Annotated in this window: 19 protein-coding genes and 1 riboswitch; of the genes, 4 read left to right on the forward strand and 15 right to left on the reverse strand. The window is 47.3% G+C overall.

Features of this window, described 5'->3' with window-relative positions:
• Window positions 1-5 precede the first annotated feature (5 nt).
• The 4 genes from ACXAGL_RS03005 to ACXAGL_RS03020 form a co-directional block, all read right to left on the reverse strand.
• Window positions 6-1,964 carry a fructose-specific PTS transporter subunit EIIC gene (locus ACXAGL_RS03005; protein ID WP_474989724.1) on the reverse strand — a complete coding sequence of 653 codons (1,959 nt, stop codon included), beginning with the start codon at window positions 1,962-1,964 and terminating at the stop codon, window positions 6-8.
• Between the two features lie 87 nt (window positions 1,965-2,051).
• A complete protein-coding gene (locus ACXAGL_RS03010) occupies window positions 2,052-3,995 on the reverse strand; it encodes a BglG family transcription antiterminator (protein ID WP_474989726.1) in 1,944 nt (647 codons plus the stop codon).
• 567 nt (window positions 3,996-4,562) lie between these two features.
• Complete coding sequence (gene tenA, locus ACXAGL_RS03015) at window positions 4,563-5,252, reverse strand: thiaminase II (RefSeq protein WP_474989728.1); 690 nt, start codon at window positions 5,250-5,252, stop codon at window positions 4,563-4,565.
• Complete coding sequence (locus tag ACXAGL_RS03020; RefSeq protein ID WP_474989730.1) at window positions 5,252-6,538, reverse strand: acetylornithine deacetylase; 1,287 nt, start codon at window positions 6,536-6,538, stop codon at window positions 5,252-5,254. Before ACXAGL_RS03020 ends, tenA begins: the two co-directional genes overlap by 1 nt.
• A 78-nt stretch (window positions 6,539-6,616) precedes the next feature.
• Window positions 6,617-6,723: riboswitch (TPP riboswitch) on the reverse strand.
• 103 nt (window positions 6,724-6,826) lie between these two features.
• Here ACXAGL_RS03020 and ACXAGL_RS03025 point away from each other — a divergent pair.
• Complete coding sequence (locus ACXAGL_RS03025) at window positions 6,827-7,321, forward strand: GNAT family N-acetyltransferase (protein WP_474989732.1); 495 nt, start codon at window positions 6,827-6,829, stop codon at window positions 7,319-7,321.
• Here the strand turns inward: ACXAGL_RS03025 and ACXAGL_RS03030 are convergent.
• Both ACXAGL_RS03030 and ACXAGL_RS03035 read right to left on the reverse strand, forming a co-directional pair.
• Window positions 7,277-7,702: a hypothetical protein gene (locus ACXAGL_RS03030; protein WP_474989734.1), complete on the reverse strand. Its 426-nt coding sequence runs from the start codon at window positions 7,700-7,702 to the stop codon at window positions 7,277-7,279. The genes ACXAGL_RS03025 and ACXAGL_RS03030 overlap by 45 nt on opposite strands.
• A gap of 316 nt (window positions 7,703-8,018) precedes the next feature.
• Window positions 8,019-8,327: a hypothetical protein gene (locus ACXAGL_RS03035; protein ID WP_474989736.1), complete on the reverse strand. Its 309-nt coding sequence runs from the start codon at window positions 8,325-8,327 to the stop codon at window positions 8,019-8,021.
• A 199-nt stretch (window positions 8,328-8,526) separates the two neighbouring features.
• Between ACXAGL_RS03035 and ACXAGL_RS03040 the strand changes: the two genes are divergently transcribed.
• Entirely contained in the window at window positions 8,527-9,300 is a 774-nt protein-coding gene (locus tag ACXAGL_RS03040; protein ID WP_474969430.1) for an alpha/beta hydrolase, read from the forward strand.
• A 19-nt stretch (window positions 9,301-9,319) separates the two neighbouring features.
• Here the strand turns inward: ACXAGL_RS03040 and ACXAGL_RS03045 are convergent, their stop codons facing one another.
• Together ACXAGL_RS03045 and ACXAGL_RS03050 are read right to left on the reverse strand one after the other, a co-directional pair.
• On the reverse strand, window positions 9,320-10,189 hold the full coding sequence (locus ACXAGL_RS03045; protein ID WP_474989738.1) for a peptidylprolyl isomerase: 870 nt from the start codon (window positions 10,187-10,189) through the stop codon (window positions 9,320-9,322).
• A gap of 18 nt (window positions 10,190-10,207) precedes the next feature.
• Window positions 10,208-11,359 (reverse strand): S1C family serine protease, encoded by a 1,152-nt coding sequence (locus ACXAGL_RS03050; protein WP_474989740.1) that lies wholly within the window; start codon window positions 11,357-11,359, stop codon window positions 10,208-10,210.
• 455 nt (window positions 11,360-11,814) lie between these two features.
• Here ACXAGL_RS03050 and ACXAGL_RS03055 point away from each other — a divergent pair, with 455 nt between their 5' ends.
• Window positions 11,815-12,351, forward strand: coding sequence for a sigma-70 family RNA polymerase sigma factor (locus ACXAGL_RS03055; RefSeq protein WP_474969433.1), 537 nt, complete (start codon window positions 11,815-11,817; stop codon window positions 12,349-12,351).
• On the forward strand, window positions 12,344-13,495 hold the full coding sequence (locus ACXAGL_RS03060; RefSeq protein WP_474989742.1) for a hypothetical protein: 1,152 nt from the start codon (window positions 12,344-12,346) through the stop codon (window positions 13,493-13,495). The genes ACXAGL_RS03055 and ACXAGL_RS03060 overlap by 8 nt, the downstream gene beginning before the upstream one ends.
• 711 nt (window positions 13,496-14,206) lie before the next feature.
• Here ACXAGL_RS03060 and ACXAGL_RS03065 read toward each other — a convergent pair.
• The 7 genes from ACXAGL_RS03065 to ACXAGL_RS03095 form a co-directional block, all read right to left on the reverse strand.
• On the reverse strand, window positions 14,207-14,728 hold the full coding sequence (locus ACXAGL_RS03065; RefSeq protein ID WP_474969437.1) for a hypothetical protein: 522 nt from the start codon (window positions 14,726-14,728) through the stop codon (window positions 14,207-14,209).
• A 101-nt stretch (window positions 14,729-14,829) separates the two neighbouring features.
• A complete protein-coding gene (locus ACXAGL_RS03070) occupies window positions 14,830-16,308 on the reverse strand; it encodes an Lsa family ABC-F type ribosomal protection protein (RefSeq protein WP_474989744.1) in 1,479 nt (492 codons plus the stop codon).
• 362 nt (window positions 16,309-16,670) lie between these two features.
• Complete coding sequence (locus ACXAGL_RS03075; protein WP_474989746.1) at window positions 16,671-17,858, reverse strand: PDZ domain-containing protein; 1,188 nt, start codon at window positions 17,856-17,858, stop codon at window positions 16,671-16,673.
• A 103-nt stretch (window positions 17,859-17,961) separates the two neighbouring features.
• Window positions 17,962-19,461 (reverse strand): S41 family peptidase, encoded by a 1,500-nt coding sequence (locus ACXAGL_RS03080; protein WP_474989748.1) that lies wholly within the window; start codon window positions 19,459-19,461, stop codon window positions 17,962-17,964.
• 198 nt (window positions 19,462-19,659) lie between these two features.
• Window positions 19,660-20,346, reverse strand: coding sequence for a cell division ATP-binding protein FtsE (gene ftsE, locus ACXAGL_RS03085; RefSeq protein ID WP_474969442.1), 687 nt, complete (start codon window positions 20,344-20,346; stop codon window positions 19,660-19,662).
• A gap of 152 nt (window positions 20,347-20,498) precedes the next feature.
• Window positions 20,499-20,861: a cytochrome c551 gene (gene cccB / locus ACXAGL_RS03090; protein ID WP_474969443.1), complete on the reverse strand. Its 363-nt coding sequence runs from the start codon at window positions 20,859-20,861 to the stop codon at window positions 20,499-20,501.
• A gap of 50 nt (window positions 20,862-20,911) precedes the next feature.
• A complete protein-coding gene (locus ACXAGL_RS03095) occupies window positions 20,912-21,727 on the reverse strand; it encodes a YitT family protein (RefSeq protein WP_474970433.1) in 816 nt (271 codons plus the stop codon).
• Window positions 21,728-21,915 lie beyond the last annotated feature (188 nt).

The raw sequence follows: 21,915 nt of genomic DNA on the forward strand, positions 1-21,915 counted from the left end.
GATTTTTATTTGACTTCTTTTAATAACTGATAGGCTTCATCGGTTGATGTGACCTGTAAAAGCTGTTCCCTGTAATGATCATCCATTAATTTTCTGGACAGCATCTGTAGAATTTTCAGGTGCTGCGTTCCTTCACTTTCCTTCGGTACAACAATCATGAAAATCAGCTTGGCTTCTGTGCCATCAAGGCTGTTCCAGTCGACACCATCCCTTTTCACTCCGAAGGCGACTCGTGGTTCTTTCACAGCGGTCGATTTGGCATGCGGAATGGCTATGTTCATTCCGATGCCTGTGGATCCTTCCGCTTCGCGTTGTAAAATCGCCTCTTTAACATCGGTGCGGGACGTCAAGACATTCTCTGCTGCTAGAAGATCAATCAACTCATCAATGGTCTGTTCCTTTGATTCTGCCTTTACGTTCACTTGGATCAGGTTTTTATTCGTGAGCGAATGAAGGTCTGCGTTTTCCTCTTCCGGCTGCGGCTGTTCTTTCATGGCCGGTTTTTCCTCTTTCACCGTTTCCTCTGCTGCTGGCTGCGTCTGCACTCCCGCCAATGCAGGTTCTACAGCTGCTTCTTTTTTCAAAAGGTTCACGGTAATCGCTGTTACAAAACTACCAACGATAATGGCGACGAAGAACATGAGGACGTTATCCACAGCTCCAAGCACACCGACAATCGGTCCGCCATGGGCAACACGGTCACCTACTCCGCTCATCATGGCGATAACAGCTCCGACCATGGCACCGATCATGTTACTCGGGATGACACGGAAAGGATCCTGCGCAGCAAATGGGATGGCTCCTTCTGTAATTCCAAAAAGCCCCATCGTAAAGGATGCCTTTCCTGTTTCCACTTCCGTTGCCGCAAACTTCCGGCGGTTCAAGAAGGTAGCGATCCCCATACCGATCGGCGGAACGGCGATCGCGACGGCAATCGGACCCATAATTTCATAGTTTCCTTCTGCAATCATGGCTGATCCGAACAGGAAGGCGACCTTGTTGACAGGTCCCCCCATATCAAAGGCAATCATGCCGCCTAAGATTAAAGCAAGCAGAATGGAGCTTGTTCCCTGCATATCCTGCAGCCACGTTGTCAACGACTCAAAAATCTGGGCGACCGGTGCACCTACGATCGTTACAAAAATCAATCCGACGGCAAGGGAAGCAAGCACCGGGATGACAATGATCGGCATAATCGGCTGGACGACACTCGGGACTTTGATTTTCTTAATCCACAGGGCAATGTAACCTGCAAGGAAACCAGCTATGATTCCTCCAAGGAAGCCAGCTCCGGCTTCACTGCCGTAAAAGCTTCCGTTCATGGCAATGTACCCGCCAACCATCCCCGGCGCAAGACCCGGACGGTCTGCAATACTCATGGCGATAAAACCAGCCAGGATCGGTACCATGAAGCTGAACGATGCAGCACCAATGTTTTCAATCGTCTTCCAGAAGGAATCTTCCGGAATTTGAATGCCTTCCGGTGTAGATGTGCCGCCAAGCGTGAGCGAAATGGCAATCAACAGTCCTCCGATGACGATAAACGGAATCATGTAGGAAACCCCGTTCATCAAGTGGCGGTAAAAGGCATTCTGCCCTTTCCCACCGGATGCGTTTCCAGCATCTTCATTGGAGCGCTGACCGCTTTCTTCATGGACGGATGCCTGACCATCAATAATCCGCTGAATCAATCTTTCAGGAGAGTTAATCCCCTGCTGGACACCGACAGCTACAAGTGGCTTGCCGACAAACCGCTCTTTATTGACTGTTTTATCAGCCGCAATAATCACCCCGTCAGCTGCATCGATGTCTGCCTGCGTAAATTCATTTTCCACCCCGATGGACCCCTGGGTTTCAATCTTTATATCGATGCCCATCGCATCGGCCGCCTTCTGCAGGTTTTCTGCCGCCATGTACGTATGGGCGATGCCGTTGGGACATGATGTAATCGCTAGAATCTTCATAAGCTTCCTCCTCTTGTTATCGCTTACTTATACTGTAGCAAACAATAAGGGAGGAATAATTTTTATATCTTCCACAGGCTGTGGTACTTATGGATTATTGTAAAGCGCATTCATAAATGTTGCGGCATCTTGCTGTTCAGCCAGCTGTTTTACGAATGAAGGGTTTGACGTTAACGTGTGGATTTCCCTGAACAACTGCCGGGCTTCCTGTGTGTTTTCATAGTTCATCGCAAGAAGCAGGACGACATGCACCAGCTCACCATCCCACTCCACAGGTTCAGGAAAGGCGGCCACTGCTATGGCGGAGCTGTGCACATCTTCCGCCCGGCCATGAGGGATGGCGATTCCGCCGCCAATGGCTGTAGAAGACAAATATTCCCGGTGCAGACAGGATTGAGGATAACCTTCTTTCACATACCCTTTTTTCATAAGCAGGCGGGAGAGTTCCTCGATCACTTCATATTTAGACACCCCGGACTGCCCCGTTTGAATGAGAAAAGGCGACATGTTCTGAAGGAGAACGGATTCTTTTCCCCTTTTTCTATCAGAGGTTCTCCCCTGCTCCAGCTGCTTGATGAGACTTTTTACATGCGACTGATCGTCCGCTTCAAATAACGGCGAAACGACGACAGCAGGAATGTCCAATTCTTCAATCGGTACTGTAGAGATAATCCCGTCTACACGATGCTCTTTTGTGAACGAGCGCAGCCGGTGCGCCGCAATACTGCCGTGAATATGGATATCTGGAAACAGCTTTTCCATCCGTGCTGCCAGCAGCTGAGAAAGTCCCATCCCCATATGACAGACGATCACCACTTCCACTTTTTCCTTTTTCACGGTTGCCTTCCTTTCCAGAGCCGCCTGGAAATGCAGCACTAAATAGGCGGCCTCCTCTTCCGGAATCGGGTAGAGAAGCTCTTCCTTGTGCTGGTCTAAAATCCAGACAAGCGTATCAAAAAGGTATGGATACTTTTTCTTGATGGTCATCAGTAAGGGATTGGAGATGGACAACCCGTAGGAAAGGCGGGCCAGCGTCGTTTTCAGATGTACAAATAAATGATCACGCAGGACTTCGTCTTCTTCAAAACGGTACCCGGTCTGGGCCGATGCTTCTGTCACCAGCCAGTCGATAATGTTGGAAATTTCTTCGGGAAGCTCCGGTGTAAGACCTTCCCTGGATGCCGCATGAGTTTTCGCACTTCTCAGATGCATGGTCAAATAGAGGACTTCCTCCCTTGGGAACGTCATCGCAAAAACACGCTCCAGACGATTACACATTTCTTCCGCCCACGGATATTCTTCGTGGGTCCGGATCGACTGGACATCTTCTTCCGGCAGCGAAATGATCTGACCAAGCTGAACCCTCTTAATCATAAAAGCGGTATGGAGAAGCAGGGATTCGAGGGCTGCATCAGTGAATTCGACCTGATGTTTTTCCTGAAGGGCTGCCAATTCGTGCTGAATCGTCCGTATGAAGAAGGAATCAAAAAGAACCTTTGTTACATCTTCAGCGGGGCCTTCCAGTGAAGAAAGTCCTGTCACGGCCTGACGGATCTGTTTTTCCTCTCCGGAAATATATACGCCGATTTTCTGCTTGCGGACCATTTCCAGATGATAAGGGTGCAGCCATGTTTCGATTTCATCCAGAATATTTCGGACACCGGTATGGGAAAGGTAGTAGTCTTTCCGCAGCTTCTGGATGGTGACCGGGCGTGGGGCGGACAACAGGGCAAAGGCGATTTTCGTCCGGAGGGAACGATCCTGCGCTTCATTTTGAGGAAAGGAATGATGGAGATGGTCGATCAACAGGGCGTTGTCAGCTTCTTTAATCGCAAGCCGCACCCCGCGGCCGGCTTTTTTCTCAATGACACCCGTCCGTCCCTGCTCGTCCAAATAATCCTGAACGGCCGGCAGATGATTCCGAATGGCTTTATCTGAGTATCCGAGAGACTCCGCAATCTTACCTGTCGGGATGAACGTGTTCGGCATCCCGGTAAAATAGTGGAGGATCTGCTGTTGGATTTCCTTCATAGGTATGTTCTCCTTTGCCTCTTTTTCCAAATGGGATGAAAGGGATCGTCTACCTTTCATTCTACCTCGTTCGTGACATTTTGACTACTTCCGACACCAATGCCCTCTCCGAAAAGAAGAGGGGGGTCTCAGCATTTGCTTATCATTCAGCGCACTTACCTGTTTATCGTGTGAGTGGAGGGTCACGTGCCGCTTATCGGTGGATGCTTGCCGCGGGCACGGCCTCAGCTAACTTGGGCAGGAAAACCACCTCCCCAAGTGGATCTTCGGCTCGTGCCGTTCCCGCAGGCGTCACCACCGAACGCTCTCGTGACTTCACCTAATAAGGAGAAAAAAGAGATGCCATCCTGTTTAAAAAAGGTTGTCCGCTGTATATAAATCAAACATAAAAGGCCGATGATCTTTAATCCTGCGTTACGAAGGGAGATTACCCTTTAACAGCCGACATTCAAGAACAATGCTGCTTTTACGCAATGACGAACACCCCCCCCTTGATATAAGCCCCAGCAAAAAAAGGCTGTCGATCATGTGTCCTCGACAGCCTTTCTTCTACATCAGGAGAAAATGTTACGACTCATTCAAAAAGCTATCTTCCTCGACCCACATTTTTTGTTTCCACGCCATCTCCCAGAACATATACTCCAGCTTGCTCGTATGAATAAAGATCTCTTCGAGGTGAGCTTTTTCACTTTCCGGAAGTCCGTCAGCCAGCTCGTTGATTAATTTTTTCAGTGTGGAAGCAAGCTCAGAAAATTCTTCGGACGCATACATCTCAATCCAATCGCCGTAAAACTCGTGCTTTTCTCCTTGATTTTGTTCGGCAAGGTGAAGGCCGATCACGTTGTAGCTCCATGTGCAGGCCAGCACACAGGCCGCCACCTCAGCCTCTGATCCTTGATTTGCCTTGTTCAGCATATAGCTCGTATAGGCGAGGAGGGTGGCAGAAGGTTTCGTCTCCTCCAGCTCCTCCCGGCTGATGCCGATCCGTTCCGCATAGTTCCGGTGCAGTTCCATTTCCTCACTTAAAGTGGAATGAAGCAGTTCAGAGAACATCGTCATCGTATCCAGGCTTTTCGCCTTAACGGAACCAAGAGCAAACACGCGGCAGTAATCAATCAAGTACAAATAATCCTGGCGCATGAAAAATTGGAATTTCTCAAGCTCGAGCGTGCCGTCCCCAATCCCTTTGACGAATGGATGATCGAGGTAGGCCTCCCAAATCGGACGGGCACTTTCGTATAAACGGTCTGTAAACATTACGCTTCCTCCTTGTCATCTGCTTGTTGAAACCAATCGTATAAAAAAGCCATCATTGTTTTCGTATAATCCAACAGCTGTCCCCGGTCCAGCGACTCATTCACCGCATGCGCCTGATCCAGCGTGCCGGGACCGTAGAGAATGGTCGGGATCCCTGCTTCTGAGAGCCACCCTCCATCCGTCACAGTCGGAGACATGGACATTTCCGCCGGCGTATTGTGGATGATTTTATGGGCTTGTTGAAGCTGCTGTACCCCTGGATGGGCAGGATCGACAGAAAAGGCGGGGAAGATTTCTCCGCGCTCCTCGATCATGGACGTTCCTCCCCATTTGAATTGAGGGGCATGGTTTTTCAGCCATGGATCGGCCTGGGCGGCAGCACGGACATGTGCTTCAATTTCTTCGATCACATCTTCATAATGCTCTTCTGGATAATAGTGCACGGTAATCCATAAAGCACAGCGGTCGGCGATAAAAGCGGCATGCCTTCCACCTTCAATGACAGCCGGATTGATTGTCGTCGATCCAGGTGGAAAGCCTGGACTCGATTTCGTCACCGCCCAGTGCTGCTCCAATTCCTGCAGCGACTGGATGATTTTCATCATTTTTTCAATCGCCCCCGCTCCGTATCTTCCTCCACCGGCGTGAATGATCGAACGGCGTTCCGCATCGTGGAAGGTTTCCGGGCTTTCAACCATTATCCATCCGGTAATAACGCCCCCCTGCCCTTGAATGGCGCAGTTACTTGTATCGGATACGATGGCTAAATCGGCATAATACCCTCTTTCTCCACAGGATTTTGTTCCTGCTTCTCCGACCTCTTCACCGACGACGGACTGCACATGAAGATCGCCGGTCGGCTCGATTCCCGCTTCATGGAGCAGTTTGAGTGCAAACAGAACAGCCGCCATTCCACCTTTCATATCCGCCGTGCCGCGACCGTACAAGCGGTCGTCCTTCGAGGTCAGTGTAAAAGGATCATGCTCCCACGATTCCCCTTCATCCAGCGCAGCCACATCAATATGACCGTTTAAGATGAGACTTCTGCTGTGTTCCCGGTCGGTTCCTTTTTTCGTTCCGACGACAATCGGATCGCCGGGGTACAGTTCCCACGTGTCTATTTCAAAATCCATCCGGCTTAAATACTCTTCTATGTACTGTTGTGCTTCCGCCGCATTTCGGGCTGGAGGGCTTAACGTCGGAAAGGCGACCAAGTCCCCTAGAAGCTGGTGCATTTGCTCTTCCTTTTCCTCCACTCTCTGCAGCAAATCCTCTAACTGAATCATCGTACTCTCTCCTTCCATATAAAAAGCCCGCCCTTCGAGAGAAGGAGCGGGCTTGATCATCATGTAAGAAAAGATCAATCATCGACCGCTTCACTTCCCTCCGCTGGTATGAGCCAGATCAGGTTGTAAGGGTCAAAGCTTCTGCTTTTCTCAGCCCCGTCATCAGGGCTCCCCTAGTGAAACATGCTATAAAACTGTTATTTTCATTACAACACAGGGGGCCGGAAAGGACAAGTCCCGTTTAAACGCGAATTGTAGATGGAGGACGTATAAAACAGGAGGCCATGGATGGACATCAAAAACGATGATTTAACAAGCGATGAAGTACAAGCATTCATAAAGGAACACCTTTTCAATATGACCCTGCACTCCCCGCCCGAAAGCATCCACGCATTGGATATAGAAAAATTAAAGCAGCCCGGCGTGACCTTTTGGACATCCTGGGAAAAGGGAGAGCTGGTGGGAATGGGAGCGTTGAAAGAACTCCATCCGGCGCACGGAGAGATCAAGTCGATGAGAACGGCCTCTTCCCATTTAAGACGAGGCGTCGCCCACAGATTGCTCCAACACATCATAAATGAATCCAGCGCCCGAGGGTATACACAGCTCTTTTTAGAAACCGGGTCTCAAGAGGCGTTCCATCCGGCTGTCCAGCTGTATAAGAACTTTGGGTTTGTTTTCTGTGGTCCTTTCGCCGGCTACAAGGAAGACCCGAACAGCTTATTTATGACCCTGAAACTAACGGATACTGTAATACATAACCGTGATCACCGTAACGGATAAGAGGACAGCCGCTGTCAGACTCTTCTTTAGGAAAGCAGCAGGGATTTTTTTAACGAGCGTGTAGGTGATTGGAAAAATGAAGCTGATCGGTATGAGATACAAGCTTAAGAACATCGTAAAGACAGCCAATAACACAGCTAGAAATGGTCCAATTAAAAGGTACAGGCCCCACTCAATAAAAAAGCGTCCCAACGACAGCTGCCTGCTTAATCGATCGGCTATGAAAGACAGGGGGAGGGCAAACACAGCATGCCCCAAATAGATGTTGACTAAATTAAAATATAAGTTTCCGACCAGATTGCTGTAATCCGATGTGAGATAAATGGATACTAATAAAGCTGTTACAAAACTGCTGAATAAAGCAGCAAGAATTTTCCGCATCGTACAGGCTCACTTTCATGTTATTTTATTTATGTAGGTAAAAGAAGCGCAGGTTCCGGTTATGGGTGGGTCTGTTCTGTTCCCGCAGGCTTCAACTTCCTCAAGACCTCACCACATGACCAGGTTGCAGTATAGGCATTGGCGACGCCTATGGATCAGGGTAAGGCGAATGAGAGGAGGAGAGTCCTTTTTCTATAGGGATAGAGAAAATTATCCACCCAGAGATATGGTCTCAAAGGCGGCTTCTTTTCCGTTTTCATAAATCCTCAGGATCTCATAACTTTGATAACCGTCGACTCTGTAGAAGCGTTCGGATTTAACCGAACCACCAGCGCCGGCCTCTGTCTTGTATAACAGGTTCAGCGTATCTTTTTCTGACCGGACCTCGAAGTGTATAATATTCCGCCCCTTCGCCTTGTTTTGTTCCGTTCAAATAGATATACACCGTATTCTGATCTCCGTCTTGGAACATATGATTTCCATGTCTATTTTTTACCGTTTGAAAATAGGACAACGCGTCCCCTGGAAGATCCTTTTTCCCAATTTCAGAGAAGGACCATTCCCTTTCACTTTGACACGCTGTCAGGAATAAAACAGATAAAAGCACCAATAAGATTCCCTTCAAAAGCAAGCCTCCTTTTACACTTTCTCTGCTATTCTAGCATTCCTGGATGGCCCTTGAAAAATCCATTTCACATGGAAGGAAAGCGTTGATCAAATGGATCAGCTTATATAACATAGTTGACTTATCGGAATTATTGTATTTTAATAGCACTAATAGATTTTTATCGAACGACCAGTGAATGAAGATGGAGGGAAACATGATGAAGGAAGCCTATCCGGTTATTGATGGTGCGGAATCGTTGTTTTTTGAAGGAAATGATACAGGGGTACTGCTCTGTCATGGCTTTTTAGGAACGCCCCAGAGTCTGAGAGAGGTGGCAGAAGGGCTGGCGGATCAAGGTTATACCGTATCGGTGCCACGACTTCCAGGTCACGGAACGCACTATAAAGATCTGGCTTCCTGCTCGTTCTCCGATTGGTATATGGAAATCGAAGCCGCTTATCTGCAGTTGTACTCCCGGTGCAGGGAAGTGTTCGTCATCGGACAGTCGATGGGAGGCACGCTGACCCTGGACCTCGCTGCTCAATATCCCGGCATTTCCGGCATAGCGTTAATCAACCCAGCTATGTATATCCCGGCGTTCTCCCATCTGGAACAAGCGTCCGAGCCCTTTTATATAGAGGAAGGAAAGCCTGACATCAAAGACCCCGGTGCGGTGGAGATCACCTATACCCAGACACCGTTGACCGCTTACCAGGAACTGTTGAAGTATATGAAGGTCGTCAGAAGAAAATTATCCGGCATTCGATGTCCACTCACCTGTTTGGTGTCCAGCGTTGACAACGTCGTTCCACCGGAGAATACCGATTACATCCTTAGAAAAGTCTCTTCCCACAATGTATCGAAATACGTCTTGGAGAATTCCTACCACGTCGCCTCGATGGACTACGATAAGGATCAAATCATCGAAGCGCTGCTTTCCTATCTGGAGACGCGCTCCTCCATCAATCATCGAAAAAAGGTCAGCCCGTAAATGGCTGGCCTTTTCTTATTTACTCCAGAGTGTTTTCAATATCGTACTCCTCCATTTTTTCCTGCATCCAAAGGTCGTACTCTTCACTGACTTTGGATTGGTATAACGTCTCACCAATTTCCTCTTCGACTTCATCATAAACTGCATCCTGCGCTTCGGTATGGTCGGTCACTTCAATGATGTGATAGCCGTACTCCGTCTCAACGATATCACTGATGTCCCCAACTTCCATGGAAAAAGCGGCCTCCTCAAAGGCTTCGACCATTTCACCTTCACTGAACGCCCCTAGATCGCCTCCGGAGGCCACTGTCGTATCATCGATGGAATATTCGGCCACCAGATCCTCAAACGCCTCGCCCTCGTCCAGTTTTGATAATACTTCCTCCGCTTCTTCCTCGGTCTCAGTCAGGATGTGTCTAGCACTTACCTGCTCAGGTTGATTGTAGCTTTCCTTGTTCTCTTCAAAATACGTTTCCTTCTCTTCATCAGTGATGGAAATTCTCTCAGCAAGCAGCAGATCAACAGCTAAGTAATCTTCAATATCCTTCTCTACGTCCGCAATCGTCATCCCGCTTGCTTCAAGAGTGGACTGGAAGGCTTCCTCACCACCGTACTGATCATAGTACATAGCCAGTTCTTCCTCCACAGCTTCCTGGCTCACCGTAATGTCATTGTCTTCTGTTTCCAGTTCAACGATTTTGTTGGTAATCAGCGTATCCAGCGTTTCCTGACCGTACTGTTCCACCAGCGTATCGTACAGCTCCTCCTTTTCAATTACTTCTCCGTTCACGGAAGCTACACTTTCCTTCGGATCCATACTCAGGCTCAAAATAATCAGGAGGACAGCGGAAACCGCCACCACTCCTCCCAGCAGCATTTTTTTATTCATCTTTTCAAAACTCCTATTCTACTCATTGATTTGTTCCGTAAGGGTCACATTCACCGTCTGCGAAGTTCCATTTCGGTAAAATTCCACGACGACGGTGTCGCCTGCGTTTGTTTCTGTATATAAATATTTTCTCAGGTCCGTGCTGTCTGAGACTGCCACTCCATCGATAGAAGTCATCACATCGTCAACCTGCAGGCCTGCTTTAGCAGCGGCTGATGTTTCATCGACAGAGGCGACAATGACGCCTTCTTCGGTTCCTTCCGGCAGTGACGTCCGGTACTGGGCAGGCGCCTCATTGACGCCGACGACACCCACGCCGAGGTAGGAGCGGTCCACCTGACCATCTTCACTCATGTCCGCAATCAGTGTTTCCACATCATTACTTGGAATTGCAAAGCCAAGCCCTTCCGCATCGGCATCCGCCATTTTCAAGCTGTTGATTCCGATCAACTCACCTGAGGCATTGATTAACGCACCCCCGCTGTTCCCTGGACTGATGGCGGCATCGGTCTGTATGACATCAAGATCCCACTCTCCAGCAGACGTCGTTACAGAAATCGTCCGGTCGACCGCACTGACAATCCCCTGGGTGACCGGACGGGATAAGTCCAGGCCAAGCGGGTTCCCGATTGCAAGGACATCCTCGCCTGCACGGATGGAATCGGAGTCGCCGAAGGCCAGTGGTTCGATATCAAAGCTTCCTTCTATTTTCAAAACGGCAATATCCGTAAGCGCATCGGCGCCAATGACTTCCGCGGAGGTGGTCTCCCCGTCAAAAAGGGAGATGTCCACTTCCGATGCCCCTTCAATCACATGGTTGTTCGTCACAATATAGGCGGCATCGTCCTCCACCTTATAAATGACACCGGAGCCTGTACCCGCCTCTGTCACATCCTCTCCCGAAGCAAACGGCGTCTGCTGGTTCGTCAAGTTTACGACACCGACAATCGCTTCCGAGGCCTGTTCTGCAACATCCGCTGTAGACGCAGACGTTGTGGATAATGGTTCTGTCTCAGCCTCCACTGCCTCTTGAGACGCGCTGGCCGTTTCAGATGTATTCGGCAGTTCTTCCATTTGAGACACGGTTCCTAATGTAAGTGCTGCCCCTAAAATCCCTGAGGATAAGGCGATGCCGGTTACTTTTAAAAGTGATGTCTTCGGTTCACTCATTCCGCTCCCTCATTTCCTTTGAACTGATTACACTATAAGTCTTGAATGTGTCAGGAGGATGTCAGAGTGTAAATCATTGGACATAAAAAAACAGCCCTCACCTTTGGTAAAGGTGAGGGCTTGGTTTCAATTCTGACGCGGAAAATATCACCCGTTAATAAAACTCACACATACAGGGATTATAAATGCTGCAGCAAAACAAAGGACAGCCGCTGATTTTGATTGTTTGACTACACGCTTTTCCCCGTCCTGAATGCTTTCAATAAATGATAGAGTGAAGTAAAAACAGAGGCAGAGGAACACGACGGAGAGAATGATTGTCCAATTTGGTATGTCTAAATTCATGATTTGATTTCCTTCCTTTTTTCCATAGATTTACCCTGCAAAAATATTCCTGTATTGTGAGACCCTCACAGATTTCCGAACGTCTAATCTATGAGAAGGGAGAGAGGCTAGTGACCGGTCAGACACAAGTACACTTCTCACGTGATGAAGTCATCGAATACATTATGACTCACTATGGAGAAGTGATGAAACGAACCATTTATACCTATGTGAAAAATCACCACACCACCGACGACATTTTTCAAGACGTGCTCATTCTCATTTATCGGAAGTGGGATCAATTCCACGGGCAGTCCCAGTTAAAGACCTGGGTCATGAGGATTACTATCAATCGGTGCAAAGACTATTTACGCTCTCCTATACACAGGATCAAAATTGTAAAAGATCAATGGCTGGATAAAAAAGATCCTGAACATCTGGAAGAGACGGTTATACAAAGAGAAGAATGGGACGAAATTGCGGAAGCTATCCTGAATCTGCCCGTGAAATATCGGGAAGTGATGATTTTAACCTTCCAACAGAATATGACGCAGAGGGAAATCGCGGATGTTACCGATACGGCCTTGTCCACAGTTAAAACACGCATGCAGCGGGCTCGTCAATTGTTAAAACAACAAGTCAACGAGGAGGGACTGACTCTTGAGTAAAAAGAGAATAAAAAAAGCGATAGATGATCAGATCAGCGATAAACCCCTATTCACGAATGAAGATCGCCGACGCTTTTACGCCAACAAACAAAAAAGCCGTTCACCTTGGTTGCAGCAGGTCTTCCCCAAGTTGTTGACAGTGATGACAGCATTACTCATGCTGACCGGGTCCCTTTACTTTTTCACTTCAGGAAACCCGCTGCAGTCCCCTGCTTCTCCTAATGAAGATAAGTTCATAGAAGGACCAGATAAAAAAGAGGAAAAGGGAAAGGAGGAGGAGGAAGTAAAAGAAACCACACTGGATCTTGACACAAAGATTGAAAGAATAAAAGAGGTCGTAATCAACCAGACGAAGGAACAAAAAATAATGGAACTTGTTCAAGACTTCAATGGAAAGGAAATAAAAGCTTCTCAAGAAGAGGAAACGGAAAGATTATCCTTCATTTTCCCATCTGATTCTGAAGTGCCGGACACAGCTGACCCCAGTCACACGCCTCCGTCTATAGAAGCCTATCAAAACAATGAGCTTGATTTGTTTCTCGTTGTTCAATGGAGTGAAGAATACAACATTTTCACATCAGCTGAACTGATTTACTTATCCGAGGATAGGAAATCCTTAACGAAAGAAAAATACGACATCAATAGGACACAAAGAGACTTTGTAAAAGTTGTGGGAGCTGATGAACCTGTTTCTATGCAGGACCTTCTATTACGGTCCATTGCACGTTCACTGGATAAAGAACCAGATACTCTTACAAAAGGGGACTTACTGGATCTTGAGGAATTAACCATCAATGCCTCTCATTTGACCGAAACGTTTCATGTCGACGCTGACACTGAATACTTCAAGGCTATGAAATCCTTAAAAGTATTGAAACTGAACCAGGCTCTTATCCCCGGTGAATTGTTGAAGGAGGTTCCAACGTTAGAGCAGGTCACTTTCATTGGTTCCACAGTCAATGATTTAAGCCAGGTGTCTGAAGGCATGCAGCATGTGCAGTATTTAAACTTAATTAATTCTTCCTTCCGGGGGACAGCTGAAGATATCCTGAAGCTACCATCACTGACCATCGTCAGGGTCGATCCCGCCGTAGTTCCGGAATATGAAGAGCTGCAGTTTGAAGGAATTGACGTGCGTTGGTAAGAAATTAAAAGAACACGTTAAACGAAAACAATAACACCTGTCTCAGTTCATGATGAGGCAGGTGTTATTATAATATACTGACGTAACACAGATTTAGACAGCCCTGAACACTTTCTTCTTCCTTCCACATCTCTGGCACTGATACACTGTCCTGGACTTTATTTCATCATCCCAGCCGATTTTCTCATACTTGTGCAAGCCTACCCTGCACAAAAGACTCGCTTCTTCTTTCGCTGCAACCGCAGAAAAAGCCAGGAACCCCGCCCCTGTAATACAAAAGAGATAAGGGGTGTAAAGGAAATGTATGCCTGATTGAAGCCTTAGAATGAACAGCACTACTCCGATAAAAAGAATCATGGAACCTAATGTATGTAATGATTGCTTCATTTCCTCATTCCCCATTTCAATTGATTTTTTAAAGTGGCTGATTATGAGTTGACCAATGAACAAGGTTTACGGAGTATTTTCATTATTGTTCATGGTCTCTTTGAACTTCTCTTCCAAAGAAACTTGTTCCACACACCCCGATAAAAACTGGCAGATCACAGAACCTGGATACCATCTCCATAATTACATTTACATCCCTCAATTCTTCCCAACCAGCAAGGATTCAATGCTTTCAAATCCGCTTGCTCTGCTCAACTAAGCTAAAGGAAAAGAAACCCGGAGCAATTAAAGCTAATACAACTCCGTCTGCTCCTGTTGATGTTCCTAATAAGTTAAGTGCGCAGGATAACGATACGCCTTTCTGCCAGGCAGTTTTTCATAACGGACAAATGATTCAACCCCCGATATATCCATAGAAAACTGGTGCCCTGTTTTTTTGATATGGGCGTGGATTTCACCAATATCTCTTCCAAACAGCTTCCCAAATACCACCCCATAAGAACCCTCATTCGTTTCGATACCTTTATACGCAATGAATTCTGTTCCAAGCTCCAGCTTTTCCAAATGGTAGCTGCCGGTCCAACCTTCTTCAAGAAGAGCATAATCCATGTTTCCATTCAGCATAAACGTAACGATCGACTTATTACTGTCACCAAGCTTGGTTATTTTCACCTGCTCCGGAGTTCCACTGGAATGATAATGTTCCTTCTCTTTCCATTTGTGTGACAGAACTTTTTGAACGTCTTCCTCACTATGTCCTATATTGTACTTCGCAACAGTTCCCATATAAAATACCGCCCCTGCTGAAATCAGGACGACAGAAAGTTTTTTTAATACTTTTATCATGGTAACACCTCTGAAATCTCTAAAACTCAATGATATGGCGGTTACTTTGATAGAGTAACCGCCTGACTGATCCACAATGGAATTCCGGCTGTTGAGCACGGCTATAAAGAGATGGCTTTTGTCGCCACTCTCTCCTTAAATGCTTGATCATGCTCCACAAAAAGCATGGTAGGTTGAAACCTTTCAATAAGATCCTCAATCTGCACACGGGAATACATATCAATAAAATTCAAGGGCTCGTCCCAGATGTATACATGAGCTCTTTCACACAAACTTCTGGCTACGAGCAGTTTCTTTTTTTGACCTTCCGAATAAGTGGATAGATCTTTTTCAAATTGCACCCGTTCAAAATCCATCTTACGTAAAATGGCCTTAAATAACGGCTCGTTGATATGGTTTTCTTCTATAAAACTGGATAAACTCCCCTTTAAATCAGAAGCATCCTGCTTCACATAGGAGATGATCAGTCCTGCATTTGATGTGATGGTTCCCGAGTGATGGATGGGTTCTCCTAAGATCAGCTTTAAAATACTGCTTTTCCCTGTACCATTTTTACCATCGAACACAACTCGGTCCCCCTGCTCAACAGTGAAACTAACCGGTTGATTGACTTTGGCATCGTTATACATCACGGTTAGCTCTTCAACACGAAGAAGTTCCTTCGACTTAAATTTCAACGGCTCTAATTTTAATGACTCGCTGGACTCCACATTTTTCAGGAGTGTTTCCTTCTCTTCCAAGGCTTTCTGCTGCCTGGCTTCTATGTTTTTTGAACGCTTCATCATTTTAGCTGCTTTATGGCCGACATATCCTTTATCAATTTTAGAACCAGAGTTGGTCGTGCCATTTTTGGAAGCTTCTTTTTTATGAGACCAGCCGGCTGAGCGCTTTGATGATTTTCTCAGCCTGCTTATATCTTTCTTAAGCCGTTCATTGACCGCGTCCTCCAGTTCCTGCTGACGGTCAAAGTTCAGCTTCCATGAAGAGTAATTCCCGTTCTGAACCTCGATGTCCGCTTTGTTGATCGATAAGATATGATCCACACATCCATCGACAAAGTTTCGATCATGGGAAATTAAAATAAAGCCTTTTTTCTTATTCAGATAATGAGCAACCATTTTTCTTCCCTCTATATCCAAGTGGTTGGTCGGCTCATCAATTAATAAAAACTGCCCCTCATTCAGGAAAAGCGCCGCAAGCAGCACCTTTGTCTGCTCCCCATTGGATAACGTATCAAACGAACGGTACATAACCCCGGCGTCCACATCCAACAACGAGATTTCGCGAAAGAACTCCCAGTCTTCTGCTTGTGGACAAATCTCTTCCAATACTTCATGGGTGGCTTTCCTTTTATCAGGAACCGGCGTAGGAAAATAATTAAATTCCACAGAGGAAATGATTTGACCGCTATACTCGTAATTTCCTAACAGGAGGTTCATGAAGGTTGTCTTCCCTCTTCCGTTGCGACCAATAAAGCCGAGTTTCCAATCGGTATCGATTTGAAAGCTTACATTCTCAAAAATATTGTCAAAGCTGCTTGGATAGGAAAAGGTCAGGTTCTGCACTTGAATCATCGACATCTTTATTCCTCCTTTACATATTCAAACACACATCTACTTCCGTACAGACGAGGGAAATAGATGATGAAAGGTAACCAACTATGAGAGGAATAAAAAATCCTCCCAATAATAATTGGAAGGATTAGTCAACGTACATCATGATAAACCAACAAATATGCCAATAGAAAACAGCACATGGAGGTCACGACTGATTTTTATAAATGAATAGACTAATCCTATATTTTAGTGGTATTCGAAATCATACACTTTAATAAAATATAGATTAGTTAATCATTTGGCATCATCAGTCCTTTCTGTTTTTTCCATCGTACCACTTCTTTTTTTCAAACACAATCAATCATACCAACGTTTCTTATTTCGTATCAAAAGAACCCGACCGAACTTTCATGTGTCGGCGGTTCTACGAATACAAGACCGAGCTCATAATGCTCTCCTTCATACATCGCCCGCTGCACATAACGGTTTTCGCCCCATTCATCGCGCACTTCAATTTTCGTGAACGCGCCTGTGTTTTGAAGGGCTTCATAAAATTGATTCTCGGTACGGACCGGGATGCTGTTCACCCGTTCAATAAGCTCACCAGGGAACAGGCCCATCTGATCAGCCGGGCTCTCAGGAATCACGCCAAGGATCCGAACCCCTTTTGGCGTCGATGTGAAGAACGGGGGCTTATCCTCTCTTGACCGGTGGCGGAGATAAATCCATTCCCGCCCGATCAAGGCAAGCGCAAATACGACAATCGAAAGAATTTCTAAGAAAAAGCTCCCTACAGCCAGTATAGTAAGGAAGAAAGCCAATAAGAACGTATGACGACCGATCGTTTTGGACGCCATTTCCGGGGACTGGCCGCGTACGAGCCACTCCGCCCCGAGAACGAAAGGAATGAGAATGACCCCGTACGTGTCGCCACCAACAGGAATGACCGGCCACCAGGAAGCGAACGGTTCAATCAAGCCTCCCGGAATAAGGGAAAAGAACGGAACAACGGTCACTCGTTTTCCTCTATGCTGCCCGATCCACAGGCCCCTCCGTCCTTTTGTCCGCTCCGGGTACGTATGAGAAGGGGAAGTTTTCAGCAGCAGTAACCCCTCTCTGACCAGCAGGAGGCTCAACAGCAGCGCCACCATCGGTAGGGAAGTATCGAACAATGTCTCCATCCAAGGGTGGGATTTCCAGTTTTCCGGCAGCAACGGCAGCAGTAAAAGGACAAGCCCTGATACCCCCAGCGTGTAGGCGGGAGAATACCACAACAGCCGTCCAGTCAGACTCACAAGCAGCAGAATGGCTGCTGTGAGAAAAAGAAACGGGTAGGAGACGGTCAGTCCAGCCCCTACACCGATGATACTGATGACGAGTCCTGTGAGAAGCGACACACTCCACGTCCCTTTCCATTCAGAAAAACGGTCGAATACCCGTGTTCCGAACATGCGCCTCTCTTTTTTGATTCGATTTGCTGATACTATCACACTCATGATGAGAGCAATGTATAAAAAAGGCAGCAAAAACAGTCTGCCCGTTCCTTGAAGAATTTCCATAAACCAAGCGCCCAACACGATTCTCCTTTCCAACACTTCACCAACAGGTCTGATCGTACGAAAAAATCCGCAGTCATCGACTACGGATATATTTCGTCATGAATCGGCAGAATCCTGCTTATTCAAACAAGACCTCCACCGCTTTGTCCATCTGCTTATCGTTGGCTTCGTCTCTCACTTGTTCAATGATTGCTTCTTCCAGCTTCCCGCCGGTTTTTTCATCCACTTCTCCCGTGGCTTCAAGGTCGGCATCCTTCTGGAATGCTTTCACAGCTTTTTCGGTCTCTTTACTGAAGTAGCCATCCGTACGGCCGGGATCATGTCCAAGACCTTTCAGCATTTCCTGTACGTTTTTCACTTTTTCATTGTTGTCGTTATAAGTGAGCGTATCTTCAATATCCACAGGGTTGGTATAGAAGTACTGCGGCTGCTTCACTTCAACCGTCGGCTCTATCCCTTTTTCATGAATCCAGTTGCCTTCCGGTGTGAGCCACTTGAACAGTGTCAGCTTGATCGTGCTGCCATCCCCCATTGGGATGGCCTGCTGGACGGTTCCTTTTCCGAAACTTTTCGTTCCGACAAGATCATAACCGCCGGCTTCATTCATCGTAGCGGCCAGAATTTCAGAAGCTGATGCACTTCCTTCATCCATCAAGACCGTGACCGGATACTCTTTTTTCTCGGTAATCTCTGAATAATACTCCGTTTTCTCACCGCTGCGGTCTTCCACCTGCACGATCGGTTTGTCCTTCGGAATGAATTCCTTCAGGATTTCCTGGACGTCGGTAAACAATCCGCCCGGGTTTCCGCGGACATCAATAACGAGTCCTTCCATGCCGTCACTTTCCAGTTTTTCAAGCGCATTATGGAATTCATCAGAGGTCTTCTCTGAGAAGGATGTAATTTCAATCACGCCTGCTTTTTTACCGTCGACCGTTTTCATATCAGAATAGACGGTCTCCAGCGGAATATCATCACGGGTGATGTCGATGTTGAGCGGTTCGCTGACGCCGGGACGTTCCACTTCAAGTGTCACTTCCGTCCCTTTCTCACCGCGGATTTTCAGGACAGCTTCGTACAAGTCAAGCCCTTCGACACTTTCCCCATCAACGGTTAAAATCTGATCGTTCGGCTTCAAGCCAGCCTCCTCGGCCGGTGAGCCCTTAATCGGCGCTACGATGGTCACTTTATCGTTCACCATGCTCACTTCAGCTCCGATGCCCTGGAAGCTGGATTCAATGGTCTGGTTGAACTGCTCCATCGTTTCCTGGTCCATGTAGACACTGTACGGATCTTCCAGTGTATCCAGCATGCCTTGAATGGCGCCTTCCACGAGGGTCTGCTTGTCCACATCCTCCAAGTAGTTCTCCTCAATAACAGAATACGCCTGTTCGACCTTCTTCAGGTCAGCGTCGCCACCCATATTTTCTATGACTTCTTTCTGCTGTTCCTCTGTTAAACTACCAAAGTTCTCCGCTTCGGTATTGGCGTACTGCTCCGACTGCGATTGTTCCTTGGAGCCGCTTCCGAAATACTCTAGGCCGATATAAGAGCCGGCAGCTCCCAAAAGTACCGCAAGCGCTAGAAAAAGCACTACGTACCGCGGTTTTATATTCATCGCATTCACCCTTCTATAATGGATTTCCTTATTGCTTCTATACTAGCAAAAAAGCTCCTGCAACGTAAATGTCATACAGCCTGATATTAACGTATGCACGCCAATCTTTCTGCATGTCTATTTCATGGTGGGAAATCTATCGGTCTATCAGAATAGAAAAACAAAAGACTGCCCCGCTTGTGAGACAGTCTCTTTTCATTACATTTCGTAGCCGTAGTCGCCCTGCGCCTGATCGCGGACAATCATGCCGTCTTCAATGGCAATGACACGCTTACGAATCGTGTTGACAATCTCTCTGCTGTGCGTTGCCATCAGGACGGTCGTACCGCCTGTATTGATTTCCTCAAGAATGTGCATGATCTCCCATGACGTATCCGGGTCAAGGTTACCGGTCGGCTCGTCAGCAATCAGAATTTTGGGATGGTTCACCATCGCCCGTGCGATTGAAACACGCTGCTGCTCCCCGCCGGAAAGCTCATCCGGAAGAAAACGGGCTTTATTTTTCAAATGCACCTGGTCAAGAACGTCCATAACACGGCGGCGGATGTTGGCCGTATCTTCTTCGATGACCTCGAGCGCAAAGGCCACATTTTCATATACGGTCAAGGTCGGAAGCAGGCGGAAGTCCTGATAAACGACACCAATCTTCCGGCGCAGCATCGGAATGCGGCGCTGCTTCATCGTGGACGTGTTGATATCGTTGATCAAAACCGTTCCGTTCGTCGGTTTTTCCTCACGGTAAATCAATTTGGTGAACGTCGATTTTCCTGCTCCGCTCGGCCCGACGATATAAACGAATTCACCCTGATCAATCTGCACGTCAAGACCGTTCAGTGCGGTCACTCCGTTCCGATAGGTTTTATAAACCCCTTGCATCTGTATCATACATGTATCACCTTAATCTTTATTATTATTAGCCAGATCTTGTTACAAACACCATCATTATAACATTAAACAGCCGTCTTTTTAGCTAAGAAATTATTACATTTCTTTATCAAAACAAAACGCCCGGCTGAATACACCGGACGTTTCTTGGATTATTTTTTAGCTGCCAGCCAACCGGCAACAAGCTGGGCGTCTTCATCAGAGACGCCTTGGGAAGGCATCTGGCCTTTCCCGTTTTTGATGATATTTACGATTTCATCTGCAGAATATTTACCGCCGACTTCCGTTAACGCGGGCCCCATTGCACCTTCAAGATCTCCGCCATGGCAGGTCGCACAGTTACTCTGGTAAACTTCCTCTGCCGCTGCTGCATCGACCGTATCTTCCGAGCTGCTGTCGGATGATTCTTCTGTCGTTTCTTCGTTCGTACCTTCATCGGATGATTCTTCCCCGCCTCCGCAGGCAGCGAGAATAAGGATAAGTCCCAGCATCATAGCCAGCCAAAGTTTTTTCACATGTCATCCCCCCTGGTATTTTATAGAAATATAATGTAAGTATAACCGAGTCAAGTCGTTTTGAAACCCTCTCCGAGCACCTCTGTGGCATTCATTGCGACGACAAAAGCCCCCGGATCGACGGTCTTGACCGTTTGTGTCAATTTGATGAATTCATTCTGCTGAACGACACACATTACGACGCGCCGCTCGCGTTCGGTATACCCGCCGGCACCGCTAAGAACGGTTACGCCGCGGTCGATCTGCCGGAAAATCTCATCACGGACCTCGTCCACTTCTTCTGTGATGATCATCACGTTTTTCGATGTATTCAAGCCGACCTGGACAAAATCGATGGTACGGCTTGTGACGAAAAGACCGATCAAGGCATACAACCCTTCCTCAAGCGAAAATACGAACGCGGACGTGATCACGATCAGGCCGTCCAGCATCGCCACGCAGATGCCGAGCGGAAGATGCGTGAACTTATGGATGACCTGAGCGGCAAGATCGATGCCCCCCGTAGACGCCCGTCCACGGAATACAATGCCGAGACCGAGGCCGACACCCATCCCTCCAAAAATAGCCCCGAGAAGCGGATCAGGGGTTGCCGCATCCATCGAGCTCGTTAAAAGAACGAAAAACGGAAGAACGACCGTCCCCACTAACGATTTGAAGCCGAAATTTTTCCCAAGGATCAGCCAGCCCATAATAAACAGGGGAATGTTCAGCACCCACTGGACGACGCCAGGCTCCCAGCCGAAGACGCCTTTGGTGATCGTACTGATCCCCGCAACGCCTCCGGAAGCAACGTTATTGGGAAGTAAAAACAAGTTAAAAGCGATTGCTACAAAAAAGGACCCGAGAATGACGAGACCGTAATCCATCGTATGACGAAGGGCCGGCGGCACCGGCTCCCTGCGGTATTTTTTAGCCATCATCATGATGTTCAACTCTCCCTATGTATACGTACTTCTAAAACCGTATGGAGTATACCATTCCATTCAGAGGGTGTAAATAAGAGCGGAATAACGTATTAACACGGTAAAGGAGCGGCCTGACGCCCTTTTTAGTG

This window comes from Halobacillus sp. ABA4_118 (assembly GCF_056160205.1).